Source organism: Streptomyces sp. NPDC004065 (genome assembly GCF_044903565.1).
Lineage (GTDB): Bacteria > Actinomycetota > Actinomycetes > Streptomycetales > Streptomycetaceae > Streptomyces.
Window position 1 is genome coordinate 134,876 of record NZ_JBJDQT010000018.1, and the last position, 24,033, is coordinate 158,908.

The window sequence follows — 24,033 nt, forward strand, 5'->3', positions numbered from 1 at the left end:
GATGCGTGTCAGGCGCGACCAGTGGTTGTCGCTCGGGGGTGATCGCCGGTGATTCGGGCGCGTTACGCGCCGCCGAGCGCGGGCGCTCTCCTTCCCGAGGACGTAGCACTTCTCCCATCCCTGCCCGGCTGAGCCGCCGACACGGGGGCGAGCCGAGGCCAGGAGATGTACGTCCGAGAAGGAGGAAATATGGAGTCCCAGGTGCGTGGCGGGACCAGATGGAAGCGGTTCGCTGTGGTCATGGTGCCCAGCGTCGCCGCGACGGCAGCGATAGGTGTCGCGCTGGCGCAGGGCGCTCTCGCCGCGTCCTTCAGCGTGTCCGGCCAGTCGTTCAAGGTGTCGGCCGACAAGCTCGTCGGCAGTGGCTTCGCCCAGTACGGCGCGATCGACTCGGGGTACACCCTCGACGGCAAGAAGACGGCCCACCCGGTCGCGGTCTCGGCGTTCAAGAGCGCCAAGATCAACAACCTGTGCCAGTCCGTCGTCACCCCGAACGTCCCGTTCTTCGGATCGGTCAGCCTGATCCTGAAGGCCGGCGGCGGTGACAAGGCGGTCGAGGCCGACAACCTCTACATCGACGTCGCCGACCTCAACGCCGACGCCACCTTCAACAACATCGACATCGGTGTTGCGGCCAAGGACGCCAGCAAGGGTCCGGGCATGAAGGGCGGCGGCGAGCAGGCCAACCCCTACGGGTTCGCCCAGCAGGCCGACTCGGCCACGCTGACCGGCGTGAAGCAGACGGCGTGGGCGACCACCGCCGGAACCTTCAAGCTCAGCGGCCTGAAGATGTCGCTGTCGACGGAGGCCAAGGAGTGCTACTGAGCACTCGGTGACGGGCGGGGGAGCCGGACGGCGCCCCCGCCCGTTCCACTCCGCCCACGGCTTCACACACCCCCCACACCATCCAAGTACCACCCTCACCACAGCAACGCCGTACCAGGGAGCTGTTTTCCATGAGCGCCGAGACTCCTGCCGTACCCGGCCAGTTCACCCGCCGGAGGCTGCAGTTCCGCGCCTGGCGGGGCACGCGTCCGTTCTGGGCCGGTCTGTTCGTCCTGCTCGCCGGCTTTCCGATCATGTACTTCCCGTACGCGCACCTCCAGGTCGGCCATCTGACCCTGGCGATGGCGACCACGGCGGGAGCCGGGTCCCTGATCATCGGCGTGCTGCTCGTCGTCCTCGGCATCAGCCTCTGGTTCCAGAAGCACGTCCGCGTCTTCGCGGGCGTCGCGGCGATCCTGCTGGGCCTGGTGTCCATCCCCGTGTCCAACTTCGGCGGCTTCGTCGTCGGCTTCCTGTTCGCCCTCATCGGCGGCGCGATGGCCGTGGCCTGGGCGCCGGGCGCGGCCCCCGCGCCGGAGGGCGCCGAGGAGGCCCGCCCGGCACCGGCCGGCGCTCCCGCGGGGACCGCACCGGACACCGGGACGTCGCTGAGCAAGGCGGCCGACGCGGACGGGGTGGGCGAGCCGAACGATCTGTCAGGAACGAGCCCGGCCAACGGGGCGAACGGGAGGCACAGTGCCGGCTGACGAGGTGACCCACGGGACTGATGTGGACGAGTCCCGTGCGAGAACCGGGCCGCGCCACGCGGCACCCAAGAAGCCGCTGTTCACCAGGTTCCACATGCCGGCCGGCAAGGCGATAGCCATGGCGGCGATGCCGACGGCGGTCCTCATGGGGATGGGGTTCACGTCGACGCTCGCCCAGGCCGACAACAACTCCACCACGCCGACCGCCAAGAGCCTGACGGCCGACGAGTACAAGGACTGCGTGGCGGCCCTGGACGCCGACAAGGACGGTTCCTCGGCCTCGCCCACGCCGTCCGCCTCGGCGAGCGACGACACCAAGGGCGACACCAAGGACGGCACGAAGGAAGGCACGAAGGACGACGACAAGGGCGGCAAGGACGGCTCGCCGGAGCCGGCCCCCTCGGCGTCCTCCTCCGCCGACTCCTCCGGTTCGTCCGGCTCGGACGGCTCCTCGGGGACCTCGGGCTCCTCGGGCTCCTCGGGCAAGACCTCTTCGTCGGATTCAGGTGCCGACGACAAGGCGTCCGAGCCGTCCGGCGGCGACACGGCCGCGCCGCAGCCGTCGGCGACCTCGGGCGGCGGCCTGCTGGACAACGTCGGCAAGGCGATCGACGGCATCGGCGACACCGTCGGCTCCGTCCTGACCGGCGGCAAACCGGCCTCGGGCGGCGACTCCGCGTCCGGGACCGACGCCACGCCCTCGCCCTCCGCCTCCCCCACGGCGAGTGCGGCGAAGGACGGCTCCGGCGGCGGCTCCTCCGGCACGGGCGCGTCCGGCACCGTCAAGGACACCACCGGCAAGGTCACCGACACGGTCAAAAACACCGTCAAGGACGTGACGGGCACGGCGTCCAAGGCGGCGGAGGACACCAAGAAGACGGTCAAGGACACGGTGGACGCGGCCACGGCCACCGCCTCGCCGAGCCCGTCCGCGAGCTCCACCACGGACCCGGAGAACTGCCCGGCGGCCACCGACGCCGAGGGCGGCGTCGACAACAAGGTGCCGCTGGCCGACGACCCCTGGTACCTGGACGCCAGCTCGCTGACGCTCAAGGGCGCCGACTACAAGGGCATCGTCAAGGTCCGCACCGCCAACGGCACCGTCAAGAAGGTGCTGAAGTACGTCATCTCGGGCGGCACCGAGATCGGCGACCTGCACCAGACGGTGAAGGACAAGCAGGCCGGCAAGACCTATCACGTGCAGGCGGCCAAGGGCTCGAAGTCCACCATCACCGGCGGCGACACGGTGATGTACACCGAGAGCATCTCGGGCAACCTGCTCGGGCTGATCCCGATCACCTTCGACCCGGACAACCCGCCGCCGCTGAACATCCCGCTGATCTACTTCACCAAGGTGCACGTGGTCCAGGCGGCCCAGTTCGGCGGCAATCTGCACGTGCCCGGCATGCACGTGTTCACGACCGACTGAGGTCGCGCACAGGCCCGTCCGGGAGCCGCACACAGCCGAGGGGCGCCCCCTGCGCGCAGGGGGCGCCCCTCGGTGCCGTACGACGGCCCGCCGCCGGGCGGGGAGCCCGGGTGCCGGCCGTCAGTCGCGGGAGCCGCCGCCCAGGTGGTGGACGCGGACCATGTTGGTGGTGCCGGGGACGCCGGGGGGCGAACCGGCCGTGATGACCACGGTGTCGCCGGGCACGAAACGGTTGAGCTTGATCAGCTCCTGGTCGACCAGCTCGACCATCTCGTCGGTGCTGGCGACGAACGGCACGACGTGCGACTCCACGCCCCAGCTCAGCGCGAGCTGGTTGCGGGTGGACTCGTCCGTGGTGAACGCCAGGATCGGCTGGCAGGCGCGGTAGCGGGAGAGCCGGCGGGCGGTGTCCCCGGACTGGGTGAACGCCACCAGGCCCTTGCCGCCCAGGAAGTCGGCGATCTCGGCGGCGGCACGGGCCACCGAACCGCCCTGCGTGCGCGGCTTCTTGCCCGGGACGAGCGGCTGCAGGCCCTTGGACAGCAGCTCCTCCTCGGCCGCCTGGACGATCTTCGACATCGTCTTGACGGTCTCGATCGGATAGGCGCCCACGCTCGACTCGGCCGACAGCATGACCGCGTCGGCGCCGTCCAGGATCGCGTTGGCCACGTCGGAGGCCTCGGCGCGGGTCGGACGGGAGTTGGTGATCATCGACTCCATCATCTGGGTCGCCACGATCACCGGCTTGGCGTTGCGGCGGCACAGCTCGATGAGCCGCTTCTGCACCATCGGGACCCGCTCGAGCGGGTACTCCACGGCGAGGTCGCCGCGGGCCACCATCACGCCGTCGAACGCCATCACGACGTCCCGCATGTTCTCCACCGCCTGCGGCTTCTCCACCTTGGCGATGACCGGGACCCGGCGGCCCTCCTCGTCCATGACCCGGTGGACGTCGGCGACGTCCTTGGCGTCCCGGACGAAGGACAGGGCGACCATGTCGCAGCCCATGCGCAGCGCGAAGCGCAGGTCCTCGACGTCCTTCTCGGACAGCGCGGGCACGTTGACGGCCGCGCCGGGCAGGTTGATGCCCTTGTGGTCGGAGACCACGCCGCCCTCGATGACGATCGTCCGCACCCGCGGGCCCTCGACGTCCAGGACCTTCAGCTCGACGTTGCCGTCGTTGATCAGCACCTGGTCGCCGCGCGAGACGTCGCCCGGCAGGCCCTTGTACGTCGTGCCGCAGATGTGCTTGTCGCCCGGGACGTCCTCGGTGGTGATGGTGAACTCGTCACCGCGCTCCAGCTCGACCGGGCCCTCGGCGAAGGTCTCCAGCCGGATCTTGGGGCCCTGCAGGTCGGCGAGGACGCCGATGGCGCGGCCGGTCTCCTTGGCGGCGGCACGGACGCGGTCGTACCGCCCCTGGTGCTCGGAGTGGGTGCCGTGGCTGAAGTTGAACCGAGCCACATTCATGCCGGCCTCGATCAGCGAGACGAGCATCTCGTGGGAGTCGACCGCGGGGCCGAGAGTACAGACGATTTTCGAACGGCGCATGGGGCGATCCTATCGGTTTGTTTCGCTGCGGAATATTCCGTCTGGCGGAAAATACACATGGGCGGCTTGCCGCTCAGGCGAGTGCCGGCCGGAATTCCTCAGACGTCGTCGCCGTCGTCCTTTCCGACCAGTGCGTAGGTCTGGCTGGCGATCTCCATTTCCTCGTCGGTGGGCACCACGGCCACGGCCACCCGCGCGCCCTCGGGCGAGATCAGCCGGGCTCCGCCGCCGCGCACCGCGTTCCGCGCCGTGTCCACCGCCAGGCCCAGCCCCTCCAGGCCGGCCAGGGCGGCCTCGCGCACGAAGTCCGCGTTCTCGCCGACGCCGGCCGTGAAGGCGACCGCGTCCACCCTGCCGAGTACCGCGTAATACGCGCCGATGTACTTCTTCAGCCGGTGCACATAGATCTCGAAGGCGAGCCGCGCCTGCTCGTCGCCCTCGTCCATCCGGCGCCGGATCTCCCGCATGTCGTTGTCGCCGCACAGACCGTACAGACCGCTCCTCTTGTTCAGCAGAGTGTCGATCTCGTCCATGGACATTCCGGCAACCCGCTGCAAATGGAAGACGACGGCCGGGTCGAGGTCGCCGGAACGCGTCCCCATCACCAGCCCCTCCAGCGGGGTGAGCCCCATGGAGGTGTCCACGCATCTGCCGCCCCGCACGGCCGAGGCCGACGCCCCGTTGCCCAGGTGCAGCACGATGACGTTGACGTCCTCCGGGCGCCTGCCCAGCAGCTTCGCGGTCGCCCGCGAGACGTAGGCGTGCGAGGTGCCGTGGAAGCCGTAGCGCCGCACCCGGAACCGGTCGGCCAGCTTCGTCTCGATCGCGTACCGGGCCGCGGACTCCGGCATCGTCGTGTGGAACGCCGTGTCGAAGACGGCGACCTGGGGCAGGTCGGGGCGCAGCGCCGTCGCCGTGCGGATGCCGGTGAGGTTGGCCGGGTTGTGCAGCGGCGCCACCGGGATCAGCCGCTCGATCTCGGTGAGCACGCTCTCGTCGATGACGGTCGGCTCGGTGAAGAACATCCCGCCGTGCACCACCCGGTGCCCGATCGCGGCCAGTTCGGGGGAGTCCAGGCCCAGCCCGTCCTTGGCCAGCTCCTCGGCGACGGCCTTCAGCGCGGCGTCGTGGTCGGCGACGGGGCCGTGCTGCTCGCGGGTCTTCCCGGAGGCGACGCAGGTGTGCCCGAGCCGGGAGGTCTGCTCGCCGATGCGCTCGACCAGTCCCACGGCGAGCCGGCTCGCGTCGCGCATGTCGATCAGCTGGTACTTCACCGACGAGGAGCCGGAGTTGAGAACGAGGACGCGGGTCGCGTTCACGGTGGTCGGCAGCTTCCTGTGGGAGGTCAGTGGGAGGTCACTGGGCGGGCGTGTCGGGCGTCTGGGCCTGGATCGCCGTGATGGCGACGGTGTTGACGATGTCCTGCACCAGGGCCCCGCGGGACAGGTCGTTGACCGGCTTGCGCAGACCCTGCAGCACCGGGCCGACCGCGATCGCGCCGGCCGAGCGCTGCACGGCCTTGTAGGTGTTGTTGCCGGTGTTCAGGTCGGGGAAGATCAGCACGGTGGCCTGTCCGGCGACCTCGGAGTCCGGCAGCTTGGTCGCGGCGACCGACGGCTCCACGGCGGCGTCGTACTGGATCGGGCCCTCGATCATCAGGTCCGGCCGGCGCAGCCGCACCAGCTCGGTGGCCTCGCGCACCTTGTCCACGTCGGCGCCCGCGCCGGAGGTGCCCGTCGAGTACGACAGCATCGCGATCCGCGGCTCGACGCCGAACCGGGCGGCGGTGGCCGCCGACTGCACGGCGATGTCGGCGAGCTGCTCGGCGTCCGGGTCCGGGTTGACCGCGCAGTCGCCGTAGACGAGCACCTTGTCGGCCAGGCACATGAAGAAGACGGACGAGACGATGGAGGAGTCCGGCCGGGTCTTGATGACCTCGAACGCGGGCCGGATGGTCGCGGCCGTGGAGTGCACCGACCCCGACACCATGCCGTCCGCCAGACCCTCCTGGACCATCAGGGTGCCGAAGTAGTTGACGTCGGAGACCACGTCGTAGGCCAGCTCGGCGGTGACGCCGCGGTGGGCGCGCAGCCGGGCGTACCGCTCGGCGAAGGAGTCGCGCAGTTCGGAGACGGCCGGGTCGATCAGCTGGGTGCCGGCGAGGTCGATGCCGAGGTCGGCGGCCTTCCGGCGAATGGCCTCCACCGGCCCGAGCAGGGTCAGGTCGCACACGCCGCGGCGCAGCAGCACCTCGGCCGCGTGCAGCACGCGCTCCTCGGTGCCCTCGGGCAGGACCACCCGCCGCCGGTCGGAGCGGGCCTGCTCCAGCAGTTGGTGCTCGAACATCATCGGCGTGACGCGGTCGCTGCTGGGCGCGGAGACGCGCTTGCTGAGGTCGGCGGTGTCGACGTGACGCTCGAACAGGCCGAGGGCGGTCTCCGCCTTGCGCGGGGTGGCCGCGTTCAGCTTGCCCTCCAGGGAGAACAGCCGCTCGGCGGTGGGGAAGCTGTTGCCGGCCACCGACACGACCGGGGTCCCGGGGGCGAGCCGGGCGGCGAGGGCGAGGATCTCCTTGCCGGGCGCCTCGTCCAGGGTGAGCAGCACCCCGGCGATCGGCGGCTCGCCGGCGCTGTGCGCGGCGAGCGAGCCGACGACCAGGTCGGCGCGGTCGCCGGGGGTGACGACCAGGCAGCCCGGGGTCAGCGCCTTGAGGAGGTTCGGCAGCATCGCGCCGCCGAACACGAAGTCCAGGACGTCGCGGGCCAGCCCGGAGTCGTCGCCGAGGAGGACCTTGCCGTCCAGCGCCTGGGCGATCTGCGCGACCGTCGGCGCGGACAGGGCGGGCTCGTCGGGCAGTACGTAGCAGGGCACCGGCAGCCGGCCCGCCAGCCGCCCGGCGATCGCGTCCCGGTCGTCCCGGGCCACCCGGTTGGTGATCATGGCCAGTACGTCGCAGCCGAGCCCGTCGTAGGCGCGGTAGGCGTTGCGGGTCTCGGCGAGCACGGACTCCGCGGACTGCTTGCGGCCGCCGACGACCGGCAGCACCGAGGCGCCGAACTCGTTGGCCAGGCGCGCGTTGAGGGACAGCTCGTCGGGCAGCTGGGTGGCGGCGAAGTCGGTGCCGAGGACCAGGACCACGTCGTAGTCCCGGGCGACCAGGTGGAAACGGTCGACGAGGGCCGAGACCAGTTCGTCCGTGCCCTGCTCGGCCTGGAGGGCGGACGCCTCGCGGTAGTCCATGCCGTAGACGGTGGCCGGGTCCTGGGACAGCCGGTAGCGGGCGCGCAGCAGCTCGAAGAGGCGGTCCGGCCCCTCGTGCACGAGGGGCCGGAAGACGCCCACCCGGTCGACCTGCCGGGTCAGGAGCTCCATGACTCCCAGCTCGACGACCTGCCGGCCGTCGCCGCGGTCGATGCCGGTCACGTACACACTGCGGGTCACGCGGACTCTCCGTTCCGTCGGGCGGTCCCACGGGGACACTGACCTCTGCCGTCTGCAAAAAAATCGCCCGCTGGGGTGAGCGAACCTACTTGACAATACCCCCGCCGGTAGCTAAGACGCCCGCGCAGCCCCGGCCTTGCCCCGGACGTGAAACAATCGGACAGGATCACCGGTCAACAGTGGGCAGGAGACACAGGGACGATGCGTATCGGAGTTCTCACGGCAGGCGGCGACTGTCCGGGACTGAACGCGGTGATCCGGTCGGTGGTGCACCGGGCGGTGACGACGTACGGCGACGAGGTCATCGGCTTCGAGGACGGTTACGCGGGCCTGCTCGACGGGCGCTACCGGACCCTGGACCTCAACGCTGTCAGCGGCATCCTCGCGCGCGGCGGCACCATCCTCGGCTCCTCGCGCCTGGAGCGCGACCGGCTGAGGGAGGCCTGCGAGAACGCCTCCGACATGATCCACGAGTTCGGCATCGACGCCCTCATCCCGATCGGCGGCGAGGGCACCCTGACGGCGGCCCGCATGCTGTCGGACGCGGGTCTGCCGGTGGTGGGCGTGCCGAAGACCATCGACAACGACATCTCCTCCACCGACCGCACCTTCGGCTTCGACACGGCCGTCGGCGTGGCGACCGAGGCCATGGACCGCCTGAAGACCACGGCCGAGTCCCACCAGCGCGTGATGGTCGTCGAGGTGATGGGCCGTCACGCGGGCTGGATCGCCCTGGAGTCCGGCATGGCGGCCGGCGCCCACGGCATCTGCCTGCCCGAGCGGGCCTTCGACCCCGCCGACCTGGTCAAGATGGTCGAGGAGCGGTTCGCCCGCGGCAAGAAGTTCGCCGTCATCTGCGTCGCCGAGGGTGCCCATCCGGCCGACGGCACCATGGACTACGGCAAGGGCGAGATCGACAAGTTCGGCCACGAGCGCTTCCAGGGCATCGGCACGGCGCTGGCGTACGAGCTGGAGCGCCGGCTCGGCAAGGAGGCCAAGCCGGTCATCCTGGGCCACGTCCAGCGCGGCGGCGTCCCCACCGCCTACGACCGCGTCCTCGCCACCCGCTTCGGCTGGCACGCGGTGGAGGGCGCGCACCGGGGCGCGTTCGGCCAGATGACGGCGCTGCGCGGCACGGACATCGTGATGGTGCCGCTGGCGGAGGCGGTCACCGAACTGAAGACGGTCCCGACGGACCGGATGGACGAGGCGGAGTCGGTCTTCTAGGCCACGGCGCCTGCGCGGCGCCGAGCGCGACCGCCCGCGGGTGGCGTCCGCGCGGCGCGGGGCACGCGCCCGCCCCGCGGAATCGGCTGGGCGTGCCCCGCGCGCTTGGGCCCCTGACGGGCGTCCTGCGCTCTGGCCCTGCGCTCAGGCCCTGGCGGGGCAGGCCCTGCGCGTCGGGATCGGCCGGGTGGGCCCTGCGCCGCTCCGGGATCGGCTGGTGGAGCCCTGTGCGCTCGGCCCCTGACGGGCGTCCTGCGCTCAGGCCTGGCCGGGCGATCCTCCCGGGACCCGCGTCGGCGCGCCCCGTGCGGGACCCGCGTCGGCGTGCCCCGCGTCGCGCCGGGTGCGGCCGCCTGCGCGGCGCGGGGCGCGCGCCCGCGCCACCCAAATCGGCTGGGCGTGCCCCGCCCGGGACTCGGACGGACGTCCCGCGTCCCGGCTCCGGACGGGGTGGCCTGTGCTCGGGCCCCTGACGGGCGTCCCGCGCTCTGGCCCCGGCCGGGGCGGGCCTGCCGGCATCCGGGACGGCGCGCCCCGCGCGGGCCTTGCGCCGGCGCGTCGCGCGCCGGTTCCGCCCGCCGGCCGGGCCGGGTCCGCCGTCCTTTGCCGGGCCGGACCGGGTCCCGCCGCCCCGCGCTCGCCGTGCGGTGTGTCAGCGGGGGTGCCGGGTGGCCGGTCCCGGGTCCGCCGGTCCCGTTCTTCTGCCCGGGACCCAGCGGTACACCAGTTCCGGGCGGCCCACCTGGCCGTACTGCGGGCTGCGGGCGGCCCGGCCCGTCTGGACCAGGTGTTCCAGGTAGCGGCGGGCCGTGATGCGGGAGATGCCCACGGCCTCGGCGACGCCGGCCGCCGTCAGCCCCTCGCCGGCCTCGCGCAGCGCGCCCGTCACCCGCTCCAGGGTCGGCGCGCTCAGGCCCTTGGGCAGCGCGGCCGGGCCCGGGGCGCGCAGGGTGGCCAGCGCCCGGTCCACCTCCTCCTGCCCGCTGGCCTCGCCCACCGCCGCGTGGAACTCCGCGTACCGGACCAGACGGTCCCGCAGGGTCGCGAAGGTGAACGGCTTCAGCACGTACTGCACCACCCCCAGCGAGACCCCCTCCCGCACCACCGCGAGGTCCCGCGCCGACGTCACCGCGATGACGTCCGCGTGGTGACCGGCGGCCCGCAGGGACCGGGCCAGCTTCAGTCCGTGCACGTCCGGCAGGTGCAGGTCGAGCAGCAGCAGGTCCACCTCGGTGCGCTCCAGCACGCGGCGCGCCTCCGCCCCCGTACGCGCCTTGCCGACCGCGACGAACCCGGGCACCCGGCCCACGTACATGACGTGCGCGTCCGCCGCGACCGGGTCGTCCTCGACCACCAGCACGCGAATGGGCGGTCTGTCCGCCGTACCGTCCGTCACAGCCCGCCTCCGCGCACCGCGTCACTCTCCGGGGCTTCCACCGCGTCGCTCGCCGGGCCCTTCCGCCCGGCTCCGGGCGTCGTGGGGACGGGCGCCCCGGCGGACGCGTCCGCCGGGGTCCGCTCCCGCGCGCCGTCCCCGAGCGGCAGCCGCGCCTCGAAGAGGGCGCCGCCCTCGGCGGACTCCGCCACCGTGAGCGTGCCCTCGTGGCGGTGGACCGCCTGGCGGGCGAGGGCCAGGCCCAGCCCGCGGCCCGCGGGGCCGGTGGGCTTGGTGGAGAAGCCGCGCTGGAAGACGAGGTCCGCGTGCGCCGGGTCCACGCCGGGGCCCGTGTCGGCGACCCGCAGGACCAGTTCCGCGGCCTGCGCGCGGGCCGTGACCGTGACCCGGGCCGGCACCCGCCCCTGGGCCGCGTCGACCGCGTTGTCGACGAGGTTGCCGAGGATGGTCACCAGGTCGCGGGCCGGGAGCGTCGGCGGGAGCACGCCGTCGTCCAGGGCGCTGTCCTCGGAGACCACGAGTTCCACGCCCCGCTCGTTGGCCTGGGCCGTCTTGCCCAGCAGCAGCGCGGCCAGCACCGGTTCGCCCACCGCGGCGACCACCTGGTCGGTCAGCGCCTGGGCCAGCTCCAGCTCCGCGGTGGCGAAGTCGACCGCCTCCTGCGCGCGGCCCAGCTCGATCAGGGACACCACCGTGTGCAGCCGGTTCGCCGCCTCGTGCGCCTGCGAGCGCAGCGCCTGGGTGAAACCGCGCTCGGAGTCCAGCTCGCCCGTCAGGAACTGCAGCTCGGTCACGTCGCGCAGGGTCACCACCGTGCCCCGGCGCTCACCGCCGGAGACGGGGGAGGTGTTCACCACCAGGACGCGCGTGTCGGTCAGGTGCACCTCGTCCACCCTCGGCTCCGACGCCAGCAGCGCGCCGGTGAGCGGCGCGGGCAGCCCCAGCTCGGCCACCGACGTTCCCACGACCTCCTCCTCGCTCCCCACACCCAGCAGCTCCCGGCCGCCGTCGTTGATCAACGCCACCCGGTACCGGGCGTCCAGCATGAGCAGCCCCTCGCGCACGGCGTGCAGGGCGGCCTGATGGTAGTCGTGCATACGGCTGAGCTCGGCCGCGTTCATCCCGTGGGTGTGCCGGCGCAGCCGGGCGTTGATGACGTACGTCCCGACCGCGCCCAGCGCGAGGATGCCGGCCGCCACCCCGAACAGCGCCGTGACCTGGTCCTGCACCCGATGGGTTATCGCCTCCACCTTGATGCCGGCGCTGACCAGGCCGACGATGCGGCCGTCGTCCACCACCGGCGTGACCGCGCGGACGGACGGGCCGAGCGTACCGGTGTACGTCTCGGTGAAGGTCTCCCCGCGCTGGGCACGGGCGATGTTGCCGAGGAAGCGCCGGCCGATCTGGCCGGGGTCCGGGTGGGTCCAGCGGATGCCCCGCGGGGTCATGATCGTGACGAAGTCGACCCCGGTGTCCCGCTGCACCCGCGTCGCGTACGGCTGGAGCTCGGCCGAGGGGTCGGCCGTGCGGATCGCCGCGCGCACCGAGGGGGCGTCGGCGATCGAACGCGCCACCGCCGTGGCCTGCCGGCCGGCCGCCTCCTCGGCCTGGCCGCGGTCGCTGACGTAGGTGAACAGCGCGTACCCGGCCACCACGAGCGCGAGCAGCACGGCCTGCATGGCGAACAGCTGCCCGGCCAGGCTGCGGGGTCTGGGCAGGGCGGGGAGACGCATGCCGCCAGTCTGCCCCCCGGTTCTGGCGTGAACTAAATGAACGGAAGGGTGACCGCCCTCACACGGCGGGAGATAGTCACGGCATTCCCCGAAACCCCCGGACGTGAGCCGCACGCCGGTGATGCCGACGCCGTCGTCAAGGAGGGCCGCAGTGACCAGCGCAGCCGATACGGCACCTGCCGCACCCCCCGCCAAGCGGGACCGCACCCACTACCTCTACCTGGCCGTGATCGCCGCGGTCGCCCTCGGCATCGCCGTCGGGTTCGCCGCACCGGATTTCGCCAAGGAGCTGAAGCCGCTGGGCACCGGCTTCGTGAGCCTGATCAAGATGATGATCTCGCCGATCATCTTCTGCACGATCGTGCTCGGCGTGGGGTCGGTGCGCAAGGCCGCCAAGGTCGGCAGGGTCGGCGGGCTCGCCCTCGGCTACTTCATCGTGATGTCGTGCGTCGCCCTGGCCATCGGCCTGGTCGTGGGCAACATCATCCACCCGGGCAGCGGCATGCACCTCACCGACGCGGTCAAGAGCGTCGGCCACGACCAGGCGAAGGCCGCGGCGGAAGGCCCGGTCGACTTCGTGCTCGGCATCGTCCCCACCACCTTCGTCTCCGCCTTCACCGAGGGCGAGGTGCTGCAGACCCTGCTGGTGGCGCTGCTCGTGGGCTTCGCGCTGCAGGCCATGGGCCGCACCGGTGAGCCCGTCCTGCGCGGTGTCGAGCACATCCAGCGGCTCGTCTTCCGCGTGCTGGCCATGATCATGTGGGCCGCGCCGGTCGGCGCGTTCGGCGCGATGGCCGCGGTGGTGGGCGAGACCGGCACGGACGCGCTGAAGGCGCTCGGCACGATCATGCTCGGCTTCTACGTCACCTGCGTGCTGTTCGTGGTGATCGTGCTGGGGGCGCTGACCCGGCTGGTCGCCAAGGTCAACGTGTTCCAGCTGCTGAGGTACCTGGGCCGGGAGTTCCTGCTGATCCTGTCCACCTCCTCGTCGGAGTCCGCGCTGCCGCGGCTGATCGCGAAGATGGAGCACCTGGGCGTGAGCCGGCCGGTCGTCGGCATCACCGTGCCGACCGGCTACTCCTTCAACCTCGACGGCACGATGATCTACCTGACCATGGCGTCGCTGTTCATCGCGGACGCCCTGGACCAGCCGATGGGCATCGGCCAGCAGATCGGCCTGCTGCTGTTCATGATGGTCGCCTCCAAGGGCGCGGCCGGTGTCTCCGGCTCGGGCATCGCGGTGCTGGCCAGCGGACTGCAGTCGCACAAGCCGGCGCTGGTGGACGGCGTCGGCCTGATCATCGGCATCGACCGCTTCATGAGCGAGGCCCGCGCCCTGACCAACTTCGCCGGCAACGCCGTCGCCACCCTGCTGATCGGCACCTGGACCGGCGAGGTCGACAAGGAGCGCGTGGGCCGGGTGCTCGCCGGGGAGCTGCCCTTCGACGAGCGGACCCTGCTCGACGACACGGACGGCACCGCCGCCCCGGGCGCCCTGCCCGAGCAGCGGGGGGACGACGAGAAGGAGCTGGCCAAGGCGTAGGCCGGCCAGGGCGTAGGCCGACGGGGCCGGGCGGGGCCACCGGGTCCCGCCCGGCCCGTGCCGGCCGCCGGGTGTGTGCCGGCCGTTCCGCTCCGGGCGTCCCGCCCCGCCTGAACCCGGGCCGGGCGCCCGGTCACTCACCCGCGCCGGGCGGCCGGGCCGAGCGGTCCCGCCGAGCGGTCGGAGGCCCGCCTGAGGCCAGGCCGCTCTCCCGCTCGGTCTCAGTCGTCCAGCCGCGACACCAGGGCGCCGCCCAGGGAGGCGGGCACCCCCGCCGCCGTCAGCGCGGTGACCGCCGCCGCGCGGGCCGCCTCGGCGGGTGCGAGCAGGCCGTCCGCCACGGCGTCCAGCAGGGCGGACACGATCTGCTCGTGGACGCGGACCAGGGCCCGCGCGGGCAGCGGGGAGCTGAAGACGTGCTGGTCCAGCCCCTGCTGGAGCAGCTCGGCGGCGCTCTCGCGGACCGGGGCCAGACGCTCGCGCACGCCCTGCGCGGTGACCGCGCGCCGGGCCAGCGCCACCAGCAGCCGGTACCGGTCGCCGCTGGGCCAGAGCGCCAGCACCGAGCGCGCCACCGCCTCCGCCGGGTCCTCCGCCCGCGCGCGGCCCGCCGCGTGCGCGGCGGTCAGCGCCCGCACCGCCTCGTCGACGAGTGCGCCGACCAGCGCCTCGCGGCTGGGGAAGTGCCCGTACACCGTGCGCCGTACGACACCCGCGGCGCGCGCGATCCGGTCCATGGAGGCGTCGGGGTCGCGCAGCAGCTCGGCGAGGGCGACGTCGAGGATGCGGCGCCGGTTCGCGTCGGCGCGACTGGTGTGACCCGTGGGCATGGGTGCCATTCTGCACGCCCGGACGGTTGCGCACCGGTGTGCAGCGAAGTACGTGAACTGAAAGCGCCCGGTCGTCGTCTCCTCCCCCGATGCACTACGGTGCCGTGCCGTCCGGGCCACCGGCCCGGCACAGGCACAGGCACAGGCACGTACGGAGGTACGGGGGATGGCGATCGACTGGGACCGGCGCACCTGCGCGCGCAAGGGGCATGTGACCTACGCCCCCGACGACCCCCGGCTGCGGATCCGGCTGCGCGCCGACACCGCCCTGGGCCCGGTGTGGCGGTGCCTGCGCTGCGGGGACTTCACGCTGGGCGAGCCGCACGGCTCGGGGCCGGCCGGCGACGCCCCGCTGGTGCCGCGCGGCAAGGTGCTGCGGGATCTGTTCGTCCTGCGCTTCCTCGCGGCCGAGCGCGCCCTGCGCGGGGTGTTCATCGTGCTGGTCGCGGTGGCGGTGTGGCGGTTCAGCAACAGCCAGGACGCGGTGCGCCGGCTGTTCAACGAGTACCTGGACGTCTTCCGCCCGGTCTTCCGGCACTTCCACTACGACCTCGACCACTCGCCGGTCGTCGGTACCATCCAGAAGACGTTCGGCTACCGGCACTCCACGCTGCTCCTGGTGGCGGGCCTGCTGCTGGTCTACGCCCTGGTCGAACTGATCGAGGCGGTCGGCCTGTGGTACGCCAGGCGCTGGGCGGAGTACCTCACCGTCGTGGCCACCGCGGCCTTCCTGCCACTGGAGATCTACGAGCTCACCGAGCACGTCAGCCCCGTGAAGATCACCACGCTGGTGCTCAACGTCGTCGCCGTCCTCTACATCGCCGTCACCAAGCGGCTGTTCGGCCTGCGCGGCGGGCGCAGGGCCTTCGACGAGGAACGCCGCAGCGCCTCCCTGCTGGAGGTGGAGGAGTCGGCGGGCGTGCTGGTCTGAGCGGGCGTTGCCTTGACGTCGGCGTCAGGCCTTACGTTCGTACGCATGCGAATCGGCGAGCTGGCCGAGCGGGCCGGGACCACGACGCGGACGCTGCGGTACTACGAGGCGCGGGGCCTGCTGCCCGCGCGGCGGGACGCCCACGGGCACCGCACGTACGACGAGCGCGACCTGCTGCTGCTCCGGCAGATCAGGACGCTGCGGGACTTCGGGTTCGAGCTGGAGGAGACCCGGCCCTTCGTGGAGTGCCTGCGGGCCGGGCACCCCGAGGGGGACTCCTGCCCGGCCTCGCTCGCGGTCTACCGGCGCAAGCTGGACGAGCTCGACGCGCTGATCGGCGAACTGCGGGCGGTGCGCGCCAAGGTCGGCGCACAGCTGGCGAGGGCCGAGCGGACACGCGACGAGCTGGCCGCCGATGCGCGGGTCCCGGGAGGTCCGGAACCCCTGTGCGAACTGGGAGGGCGGCAGCGATGATCGGGGCAGCGGGTGTGGCAGAGGTGACGGACGCGGACTTCGCGGCGGAGGTGCTCGGCTCGGACCTGCCGGTCCTCGTGGAGTTCACGGCCGACTGGTGCCCGCCGTGCCGGCAGATGGGCCCCGTGCTCGCCGCGCTCGCCGGGGAGGAGGGCGACCGCCTGAAGGTCGTGCAGCTCGACGTGGACACCAATCCGGAGACCACGAACGCGTACAAGGTGCTGTCGATGCCGACCTTCATGGTGTTCCGCGCCGGCGAACCCGTGCGGTCGATGGTGGGGGCCCGGCCCAGGCGGCGGCTGCTCCAGGAACTGGCGGACGTGCTCCCCGAGCGGCGTTGAGCGGACCGGCCGCACAGAAAAGAAATCCCCCGGGCAATTGCGCCCGGGGGATTTCTCTGCGTATATTCGGTGGTTCGCGACTTCACTGGGAATGAGTCGCGGAGAAGTTCACTGACGACAGTATATGCGGCCGGGAGTGGAATTGTCAAACACCGATTTTTCTGACGGTGAATTGCGACAGGAACAGGAATTCGTCGACGACCTGTACGCACGGGTGGACGCGCTGCGCGGCCGGACCGAGTCGTCCGTCGCGGACGCGCTCGCCCAGGGGGACAAGCCCATGCAGGCCCGGCTCGAGCGCGACATCCTGGTCGCCGAGCGCTCGGGGCTGCTCGCCGCGCTGAACGCCGTGGACGGCTCCCTCTGCTTCGGCCGGATCGACCTCGCCTCGGGCACCGCCCACCACATCGGCCGCATCGGCCTGCGCGCCGACGACGCCGAGCGCACGCCCGTGCTCATCGACTGGCGGGCCGAGGTGGCCCGTCCCTTCTACCTGGCCACCGGCCACACCCCGATGGGGCTGCGCCGGCGCCGCCACATCGCCACCGAGGGCCGCCGCGTCACCGCCCTGCACGACGAGATCCTCGACCTGGGCGACACCACCCGCACCGGCCACGAGGACCCCACCGGCGACGCGGTGCTGCTCGCCGCGCTCGACTCGGCCCGCACCGGCCGGATGAGCGACATCGTGCGGACCATCCAGGCCGACCAGGACCGCATCATCCGCGCCCCGCACCGCGGCGTGCTGGTGGTCGAGGGCGGCCCGGGCACCGGCAAGACCGCGGTCGCCCTGCACCGGGCGGCGTACCTGCTCTACGAGCACCGGGAGCTGCTCGCCCGGCGCGCCGTGCTGATCGTCGGGCCCAACCCGGCCTTCCTCGGCTACATCGGCGAGGTGCTCCCTTCGCTCGGCGAGACCGGCGTCCTGCTGGCCACCGTCGGCGAACTGTTCCCCGGGGTACGGGCGACGGCCGCCGACACCCCGCGGGCGGCCGCCGTGAAGGGCCGCGCCGCCATGGCCGACGTGCTCGCCGCCGTCGTACGGGACCGGCAGGCGCTGCCCGACCCGGTGATCACCATCGAGCACGACCGCGAGGTCCTGATGCTCGACGACGGCCTGGTGAACGTCGCCCGCGAGCGCACCCGCGCCACCGGGCTGCCGCACAACGTGGCCCGCGAGCACTTCGAGGGACACATCCTGAACGCGCTCACCGACATGGTCGCCGAGCGCATCGGCACCGACCCCTACGACGGATCCAACCTGCTCGACCCGAGCGACCTCACCCAGATCCGCGACGAACTCGCCGAGAACCCCGAGGTGTGGTCCGCCATCGACCGGCTGTGGCCGCGGCTGACCCCGCAGCGGCTGGTCGCGGACTTCCTGGCGGAACCCGAGGCCCACCTGAGCGAGGAGGACGCGGACGCCGTGCGCCGCCCGGTGACCCGGGCGTGGACCGTCGCCGACGTCCCGCTGCTGGACGAGGCGGCGGAACTGCTCGGCGAGGACGACCGCCTGGCCCGGGCCCGCGCCGAGCGCGAGCGCGAGGCGCAGGTGGCGTACGCGCAGGGCGTGCTCGACGTGTCCTACGCGTCGCGGACCTACGAGTTCGAGGACAAGGAGGACAGCGACCCGGACGCCTCCGAGGTGCTGTCCGCGCACGACATCATCGACGCGGAGCGGTTCGCCGAACGGCAGGAGGAGGACGACCACCGCAGCGCCGCCGAGCGCGCGGCGGCCGACCGGACCTGGGCCTTCGGGCACATCGTCGTCGACGAGGCGCAGGAGCTGTCCCCGATGGCCTGGCGGCTGCTGATGCGGCGCAGCCCGACCCGCTCGATGACCCTGGTCGGCGACCCGGCGCAGACCGCGGAGGCGGCCGGCGTCGGCTCCTGGGCGGACATCCTCGAGCCGTACGTCGAGGACCGCTGGGAGCACACCCGGCTGGGCGTCAACTACCGTACGCCCGCCGAGATCATGGACGTCGCGGCCGCGGTGGTGCGCGCCGGGAACCCCGGCTTCCGGCCGCCTAGCTCGGTCCGCTCCACCGGCGTACGGCCCTGGGCGCGGGCCGCCCGCGACCTGCCCGCGGAGGTGGCCGAGGCCGTCGCCGACCTCACCCCGGCGGAGGGCCGGCTCGCCGTGATCGCCCCGCGCGAGCTGCACCGCGCGCTGGCCGCCAGGCTGGACGGCGTGACGGCGGGCGCCGAGCCGGACCTCACCCGGCGGGTGGTCCTCCTCGACCCGCGCCAGGCCAAGGGCCTGGAGTTCGACTCCGTCCTCGTGGTGGAGCCCGGCCGCTACGGCACCAGCGACCTGTACGTCGCCCTGACCCGGGCCACCCAGCGCCTGGGCGTGGTGCACACCGGCGAACTGCCCGCCGCCCTGGCGCAGGCGCTGGCACGGGAACCGGCGGCGCCCTGAGACAGGGCCGGCCGCCGGTCCCGCCCGCCGGGCCGCGACGTCCACGCGGCGGCCGGCGGACGGCGGACGGGTTCCCGGCCCGGGCGGCCGCCGGCGCGGCCGGCCCGGCCGGGTGGCGTCTCAGGCCGGGCGGAGCCAGACCGTGGCCAGCGGGGGCAGGGTCAGGCGGATGCTGGCCGGGCGGCCGTGCCGGTGCTGCGGCTCCGGCTTGAGCGGGTCGGGGTGGACGACGTCGCTGCCGCCGTACCGGCCCGCGTCGGTGTTGAGCACCTCCACCCAGGCGGGCACGTCGTCGGGGACGCCCAGGCGGTAGTCGGGGCGCACGACCGGGGCGAAGTGGGACACCGCGAGCAGCGGCGTCCCCCCGGCGTCGTACCGCAGGAACGCGAACAGGTTGTCCTCCGCCGCGTCCCCGGTGATCCACTGGAACCCGTCCGGGTGCACGTCCCGGGCCCACAGCGCGGGCGTGACGCGGTAGACGGCGTTGAGGTCGCGGACCAGGTCGAGGACGCCCCGGTGGTCGGCCGCCGCGCCATAGGACGGGTCGAGCAGCCACCAGTCCGGGCCGCGCGTCTCGGACCACTCGGCGCCCTGGGCGAACTCCTGTCCCATGAACAGCAGTTGCTTGCCCGGGTGGGACCACATGAAGCCGAGGTAGGCGCGCAGGTTGGCGCGCTGCTGCCACCAGTCCCCGGGCATCTTCGACACCAGCGAGCCCTTGCCGTGCACCACCTCGTCGTGGGAGATCGGCAGCACGTAGTTCTCGCTGTAGGCGTACACCATCGAGAACGTCATCTCGCCGTGGTGGTATTTGCGGTGGACGGGATCGTGGCTCATGTACTGGAGCGAGTCGTGCATCCAGCCCATGTTCCACTTCAGCCCGAAGCCGAGGCCGCCGAAGCCGCTCGGCCCCCGGTGGTGGGTCGCCCGGGTCACGCCGTCCCAGGCCGTCGACTCCTCCGCCACGGTCACCACGCCCGGCACCCGCCGGTACAGGGTGGCGTTCATCTCCTGGAGGAACGCCACCGCGTCCAGGTTCTCCCGGCCGCCGTGCTCGTTCGGCGTCCACTGCCCCGGCTCGCGCGAGTAGTCGAGGTACAGCATCGACGCCACCGCGTCCACGCGCAGTCCGTCGATGTGGAACTCCTCGCACCAGTACAGGGCGTTGGCGACCAGGAAGTTGCGGACCTCGCGGCGGCCGAAGTCGAACTCCAGGGTGCCCCAGTCGGGGTGGGCGGCCCGCAGTGGATCGGAGTGCTCGTACAGCGGGCGCCCGTCGAACTCCGCCAGCGCCCACGCGTCGCGCGGGAAGTGGGCCGGCACCCAGTCCATCAGCACGCCGATGCCCGCCCGGTGCAGGGCGTCGATCAGGTACTTGAAGTCGTCGGGGGTGCCCAGCCGCGCGGTCGGCGCGTAGAACCCGGTGACCTGGTAGCCCCAGGAGCCGCCGAAGGGATGCTCCGCGACCGGCATCAGCTCCACATGGGTGAACCCCAGGTCCTTGACGTACGCCGGGAGCTGTTCGGCCAGCTCACGGTACGTCAGCCCGGGCCGCCAGGACGGCAGGTGCACCTCGTACACCGAGAACGGCGCCTCGTGGGCCGGCCGCAGCGCACGGCGTTCCAGCCACTCCTGGTCGCCCCACTCGTGGTGCGAGGCGGTGACGACGGACGACGTGGCCGGCGGGACCTCGGTACGGCGGGCCAGCGGATCGGCGCGCAGCGTCCGGGAGCCGTCCGGGCGGGTGATCTCGAACTTGTAGAGCTCGCCCTCGCCGATGCCCGGCACGAACAGCTCCCACACGCCTGTGGAGCCCAGGGAGCGCATCGGGTACCCGGTGCCGTCCCAGAAGTTGAAGGTGCCGGCCACCCGCACGCCCCGCGCGTTGGGCGCCCAGACCGCGAACCGGGTCCCCGCCACGCCCTGCACGGTCATCGGATGCGCCCCGAGCGCCTGCCACAGCTGCTCGTGCCGCCCCTCGCCGATCAGGTGCAGATCGAGGTCGCCGAGCGTGGGCAGGAAGGAGTACGCGTCCGCGGTGTCCTGCACGGTCCCCTCGTAGGCCACCTCCAGCCGGTAGGCCGGCACCTCCGGCAGCGGCAGCCAGCCCGAGAAGAAGCCGTGCCCGTCGTGGTGCAGATCGACCCGGTGCTCCCCGGCGACCACGGTGACGCCCAGCGCGTACGGCCGGAACGCGCGGAAGACCACACCGCCGGGCACCTGGTGGGCGCCCAGCACCGCGTGCGGATCGTGGTGCGTCCCGTCGAGCAGCCGGTCGCGGTCCACGGCGTCGGCCACGACCACCGAGAGCGGGGGCGGCGTGGGCGGTGCGGCCGTCCCGGACGCCTCCGCCCCCGCTCCCGCCTCCGGTGCGGCCGTCGCGGACCCGGCCGTTTCCGGCCGCGGGGCCGGGGGAGCGGTCGCCTCCGGCACGCCGGCCGCCGGTACGGCCTTCTCCGGCACGGTGGCCGCGGCCGCGGCCGTCTCCGGCACGGCGGCGTCCGGCGCGGACGCCCGCGGCGCCGCGGGCGTCGCGTCCGCGAGTGCGGGAGCCTTCTTCGCGGGTGCCGTCCTGGCCGCGGTCTTCCTGCCCGCGGTCTTCCTGGCGGGCGCCTGCGCCGCCGTGGTCCCGGCGGCGGCAGCCTTCGTCGCCACGGACTTGGCCGCGGCCGCCTTCGTGGTCGCCGCCTTCGTCGCTGCCGCCTTGGTGGTGGCGGCCTTGCTCGCGGGCGTCTTCCCGGCGGCGGCCTTGGTGGCGGTGGCCGTCCCCGCGGTCGTCCTCTTCGCCGCTGCCTTGCTCGCGGCAGCCTTGCTCGCCGTGGCCTTGGCCGTCGTGGTCCTGCTCGCCGCGGCCTTCGTGGCCGGGGCCTTCGTCGCGTCCGCCGTCTTCGTGGCCGCCTTCTTCGCCACGGTCTTCTTCGCCGCCGCCTTCCGGGCCGTGGTCTTCTTCGCGGGGGCGGGGCCGGCGGCGGACTTCTTCGCGGCGGTGCTCTTCGTGGCCGCCTTCTGCGGCGGCACCTGCTTCTCCGCCGCCTTCTTCACGCTCTTCGCGGCTTGCACGGCCTTCGCCGCGGCCTTCGTCGCGGTCTTCTTCGCCGCCGTCTTGGCCGTCTCGGCCGTCTTCGCCGTCTTCGCCGCGGCGGACTTCTTCGCGGCCGGTGGCTGCTCGCCACCGGCCGCCTCGGCCGTCTTCCTCGGGTTCGAACCGCTGGACGGGGGGCGCGGGGTCACGGGCGGAGCCTCCTCGGCGCAGGTCAGGGCAGGTGTCGGTGGGGTCGTCCGGTCGGTCGGGTGCGGTCAGGTGGTGACGTCCTCGGTGGCCAGACGGCGTATCGCGGACAGCGGCACCGCCAGCCAGTCGGGTCGGTGCCGGGCCTCGTAGAGGACCTCGTAGATCGCCTTGTCGGTCTCGTACGCCCGCAGCAGCACGGGCTCGGTGCGCGGGTCACGCCCGCTGACCTCGGCGTACCCGGTGCAGTAGGCGGCCCGGCAGGCGGCGGCCCAGTCCTCGGCGGGCGGGCCCCCGGCCGAGTGGGCGGCGTAGTCGAAGGAGCGCAGCATCCCCGCGACGTCCCGCACCGCGGGCTGGGCCATCCGCCGCTCGGCCAGTGGTTTCGTGGGCTCTCCCTCGAAGTCGATCAGCCACCACTCCCCGGCGGGGGAGCGCAGGCACTGCCCGAGGTGCAGGTCGCCGTGGATGCGCTGGGCGGTCCAGGTGTGGCCCTCGCGGGCCAGGCCGGCGAGCGCGTCGAACGCGGAGCGCAGCCCCGGGGCGTACGGCTGCAGCGAGGGCACCGCCTGCGCCGCCGCCTCCAGGCGCTCCCTCATGGCGGCCACCAGGGACTCGAGCTGGAGGTGACCGAGGGTGACGGTGGGCAGCGCCCGGGCCAGCGCGGTGTGCACCTCGGCCGTGGCACGGCCCAGCGCCCGGGCCTCGGCGCTGAAGTCCTCGCCCTTGGCCAGCTCGCGCAGGGCCAGCTCCCAGCCGTCCGAGGCGCCCTGCACATAGGGCTGGAGCACGCCCAGGACGTAGCTCTCCTCGGCGCCCGAGTCGGGGTCCGCGGTGATCCACGCGGTCGGCGGGGGCACCCGCGGGCAGCCCTCACGGGCCAGCGCCAGCGGCAGCTCCAGGTCGGGGTTGATGCCGGGCAGCACCCGGCGCAGCAGCTTGAGGATGAACGTATCGCCGTACACCACGGAGGAGTTGGACTGCTCCGCGGTCACCACGCGCGGCACCAGGTCCGGGCGTATCTCCTCCCGCCGCTCGAACCGCAGCACCCCGATGCGGGCCCGGGTGCGCAGCGCCTCCAGGATCACCTCGGCGGGCCGGGGGTCGTACAGGGCCTCGTAGACCGTGCGCCCGGCGAGCGGGCCCTCCTGCACATGGCCGATCAGCGCCGGCGCCAGCCGCGGGGGCAGCGCCTGGCGCACGCCTATGAGCAGCTGGTAGCAGTCGCCGGGGTGCGAGACGGCGCCGTGGCCGGCCTCGCGCGGCTGGTGGGCGCGCACCAGCAGGTGGTACAGACCCAGTTTGCCCGAGGACGCGCCGCCCGGCTCGGCGGACCCGGACATCCCGGGGGAGGGCAGCAGCTCCGTGGCCGCGACCAGCGAGAACCCCGTGACCGGCCGTCCCTTCCCCGCGAACCAGCGCTGCCTGGGCAGCCACTCGCGCAGCAGCGGGTCCAGGGACGCAAGCAGGCCGGGGTTGCCGGCGGTGACGGGGCGTATGACGGCTTCCGACATGGCGTCGCGTCCAATCGCTGGTCGGGTGTGACTGACGCGTGCCCACGGGTGGGGCGGGAGAAACCGCCCCACCCGCGGCACTAGACAGCCGCTTCCTTGCGCAGACGGAACCAGTAGAAGCCGTGACCCGCCAGGGTCAGCAGGTACGGCAGGTCCCCGATGGCCGGAAAACGCACCCCGCCGAACAGCTCGACCGGATGCCGCCCGTGGAAGGCGCGCAGGTCGAGTTCGGTGGGCTGGGCGAACCGCGAGAAGTTGTTGACGCACAGCACGAGGTCGTCCTCGTACTCCCGCAGGAACGCGATGACCGCCGGGTTCGACGACGGCAGCTCGGTGTAGGACCCCAGTCCGAAGGCGGGGTTCTGCTTGCGGATCTCGATCATGCGGCGGGTCCAGTGCAGCAGCGAGGAGGGCGAGGACATGGAGGCCTCGACGTTGGT

At 73.0% G+C, this 24,033-nt stretch carries 18 protein-coding genes; 9 read left to right on the plus strand and 9 right to left on the minus strand.

All coding sequences use genetic code 11. The annotated features are described in order from the left end of the window. The first annotated feature begins 189 nt into the window (after window positions 1-189). From ACI2LW_RS20205 to ACI2LW_RS20215, 3 genes are all read left to right on the plus strand, one after another. Window positions 190-825, plus strand: coding sequence for a DUF6230 family protein (locus ACI2LW_RS20205; protein WP_404732571.1), 636 nt, complete (start codon window positions 190-192; stop codon window positions 823-825). A gap of 131 nt (window positions 826-956) precedes the next feature. Continuing rightward, entirely contained in the window at window positions 957-1,532 is a 576-nt protein-coding gene (locus ACI2LW_RS20210) for a DUF6114 domain-containing protein (RefSeq protein WP_404732572.1), read from the plus strand. Beyond that, window positions 1,522-2,961, plus strand: a complete 1,440-nt coding sequence (locus ACI2LW_RS20215; RefSeq protein ID WP_404732573.1) for a hypothetical protein — start codon at window positions 1,522-1,524, stop codon at window positions 2,959-2,961. Before ACI2LW_RS20210 ends, ACI2LW_RS20215 begins: the two co-directional genes overlap by 11 nt. Before the next feature lie 120 nt (window positions 2,962-3,081). On the opposite strand, the gene pyk is transcribed toward ACI2LW_RS20215, so the two are convergent. From pyk to pta, 3 genes are all read right to left on the minus strand, one after another. Beyond that, a complete protein-coding gene (gene pyk, locus ACI2LW_RS20220; RefSeq protein WP_404732574.1) occupies window positions 3,082-4,512 on the minus strand; it encodes a pyruvate kinase in 1,431 nt (476 codons plus the stop codon). Window positions 4,513-4,610: 98 nt separating this feature from the next. Continuing rightward, on the minus strand, window positions 4,611-5,831 hold the full coding sequence (locus ACI2LW_RS20225) for an acetate kinase (protein ID WP_404732575.1): 1,221 nt from the start codon (window positions 5,829-5,831) through the stop codon (window positions 4,611-4,613). Window positions 5,832-5,868: 37 nt separating this feature from the next. After that, complete coding sequence (pta, locus tag ACI2LW_RS20230; RefSeq protein WP_404732576.1) at window positions 5,869-7,953, minus strand: phosphate acetyltransferase; 2,085 nt, start codon at window positions 7,951-7,953, stop codon at window positions 5,869-5,871. 201 nt (window positions 7,954-8,154) lie between these two features. Between pta and ACI2LW_RS20235 the strand changes: the two genes are divergently transcribed. Next, the gene (locus ACI2LW_RS20235) at window positions 8,155-9,180 is read left to right on the plus strand and encodes an ATP-dependent 6-phosphofructokinase (protein ID WP_404732577.1); all 1,026 of its coding nucleotides are present in this window, start codon (window positions 8,155-8,157) and stop codon (window positions 9,178-9,180) included. A gap of 652 nt (window positions 9,181-9,832) precedes the next feature. Here ACI2LW_RS20235 and ACI2LW_RS20240 read toward each other — a convergent pair. Both ACI2LW_RS20240 and ACI2LW_RS20245 read right to left on the minus strand, forming a co-directional pair. Further along, window positions 9,833-10,576 carry a response regulator gene (locus ACI2LW_RS20240; protein ID WP_404732578.1) on the minus strand — a complete coding sequence of 248 codons (744 nt, stop codon included), beginning with the start codon at window positions 10,574-10,576 and terminating at the stop codon, window positions 9,833-9,835. After that, window positions 10,573-12,309 carry an ATP-binding protein gene (locus ACI2LW_RS20245; protein ID WP_404732579.1) on the minus strand — a complete coding sequence of 579 codons (1,737 nt, stop codon included), beginning with the start codon at window positions 12,307-12,309 and terminating at the stop codon, window positions 10,573-10,575. Before ACI2LW_RS20245 ends, ACI2LW_RS20240 begins: the two co-directional genes overlap by 4 nt. Window positions 12,310-12,460: 151 nt before the next feature. On the opposite strand from ACI2LW_RS20245, the gene ACI2LW_RS20250 reads away from it, so the two are divergent. After that, on the plus strand, window positions 12,461-13,852 hold the full coding sequence (locus ACI2LW_RS20250) for a cation:dicarboxylate symporter family transporter (RefSeq protein WP_404732580.1): 1,392 nt from the start codon (window positions 12,461-12,463) through the stop codon (window positions 13,850-13,852). Between the two features lie 221 nt (window positions 13,853-14,073). Here the strand turns inward: ACI2LW_RS20250 and ACI2LW_RS20255 are convergent, their stop codons facing one another. Next, on the minus strand, window positions 14,074-14,682 hold the full coding sequence (locus tag ACI2LW_RS20255; RefSeq protein ID WP_404732581.1) for a TetR/AcrR family transcriptional regulator: 609 nt from the start codon (window positions 14,680-14,682) through the stop codon (window positions 14,074-14,076). Window positions 14,683-14,848: 166 nt separating this feature from the next. Between ACI2LW_RS20255 and ACI2LW_RS20260 the strand changes: the two genes are divergently transcribed. From ACI2LW_RS20260 to ACI2LW_RS20275, 4 genes are all read left to right on the plus strand, one after another. Further along, on the plus strand, window positions 14,849-15,613 hold the full coding sequence (locus ACI2LW_RS20260; RefSeq protein ID WP_404732582.1) for a DUF2127 domain-containing protein: 765 nt from the start codon (window positions 14,849-14,851) through the stop codon (window positions 15,611-15,613). A gap of 45 nt (window positions 15,614-15,658) precedes the next feature. Beyond that, on the plus strand, window positions 15,659-16,087 hold the full coding sequence (locus tag ACI2LW_RS20265) for a MerR family transcriptional regulator (protein WP_404732583.1): 429 nt from the start codon (window positions 15,659-15,661) through the stop codon (window positions 16,085-16,087). Continuing rightward, window positions 16,084-16,428: a thioredoxin family protein gene (locus tag ACI2LW_RS20270; protein WP_404732584.1), complete on the plus strand. Its 345-nt coding sequence runs from the start codon at window positions 16,084-16,086 to the stop codon at window positions 16,426-16,428. Before ACI2LW_RS20265 ends, ACI2LW_RS20270 begins: the two co-directional genes overlap by 4 nt. Before the next feature lie 172 nt (window positions 16,429-16,600). Then, window positions 16,601-18,850 (plus strand): HelD family protein, encoded by a 2,250-nt coding sequence (locus ACI2LW_RS20275; protein WP_404732585.1) that lies wholly within the window; start codon window positions 16,601-16,603, stop codon window positions 18,848-18,850. Window positions 18,851-18,970: 120 nt separating this feature from the next. Here the strand turns inward: ACI2LW_RS20275 and glgB are convergent, their stop codons facing one another. The 3 genes from glgB to ACI2LW_RS20290 form a co-directional block, all read right to left on the minus strand. Beyond that, window positions 18,971-22,081 carry a 1,4-alpha-glucan branching enzyme gene (gene glgB / locus ACI2LW_RS20280; protein ID WP_404732586.1) on the minus strand — a complete coding sequence of 1,037 codons (3,111 nt, stop codon included), beginning with the start codon at window positions 22,079-22,081 and terminating at the stop codon, window positions 18,971-18,973. Between the two features lie 66 nt (window positions 22,082-22,147). After that, window positions 22,148-23,593 (minus strand): maltokinase, encoded by a 1,446-nt coding sequence (locus ACI2LW_RS20285; RefSeq protein WP_404732587.1) that lies wholly within the window; start codon window positions 23,591-23,593, stop codon window positions 22,148-22,150. An 80-nt stretch (window positions 23,594-23,673) separates the two neighbouring features. Beyond that, window positions 23,674-24,033: alpha-glucosidase C-terminal domain-containing protein (locus ACI2LW_RS20290; RefSeq protein ID WP_404732588.1), on the minus strand; the 360-nt coding region annotated here is incomplete at its 5' end.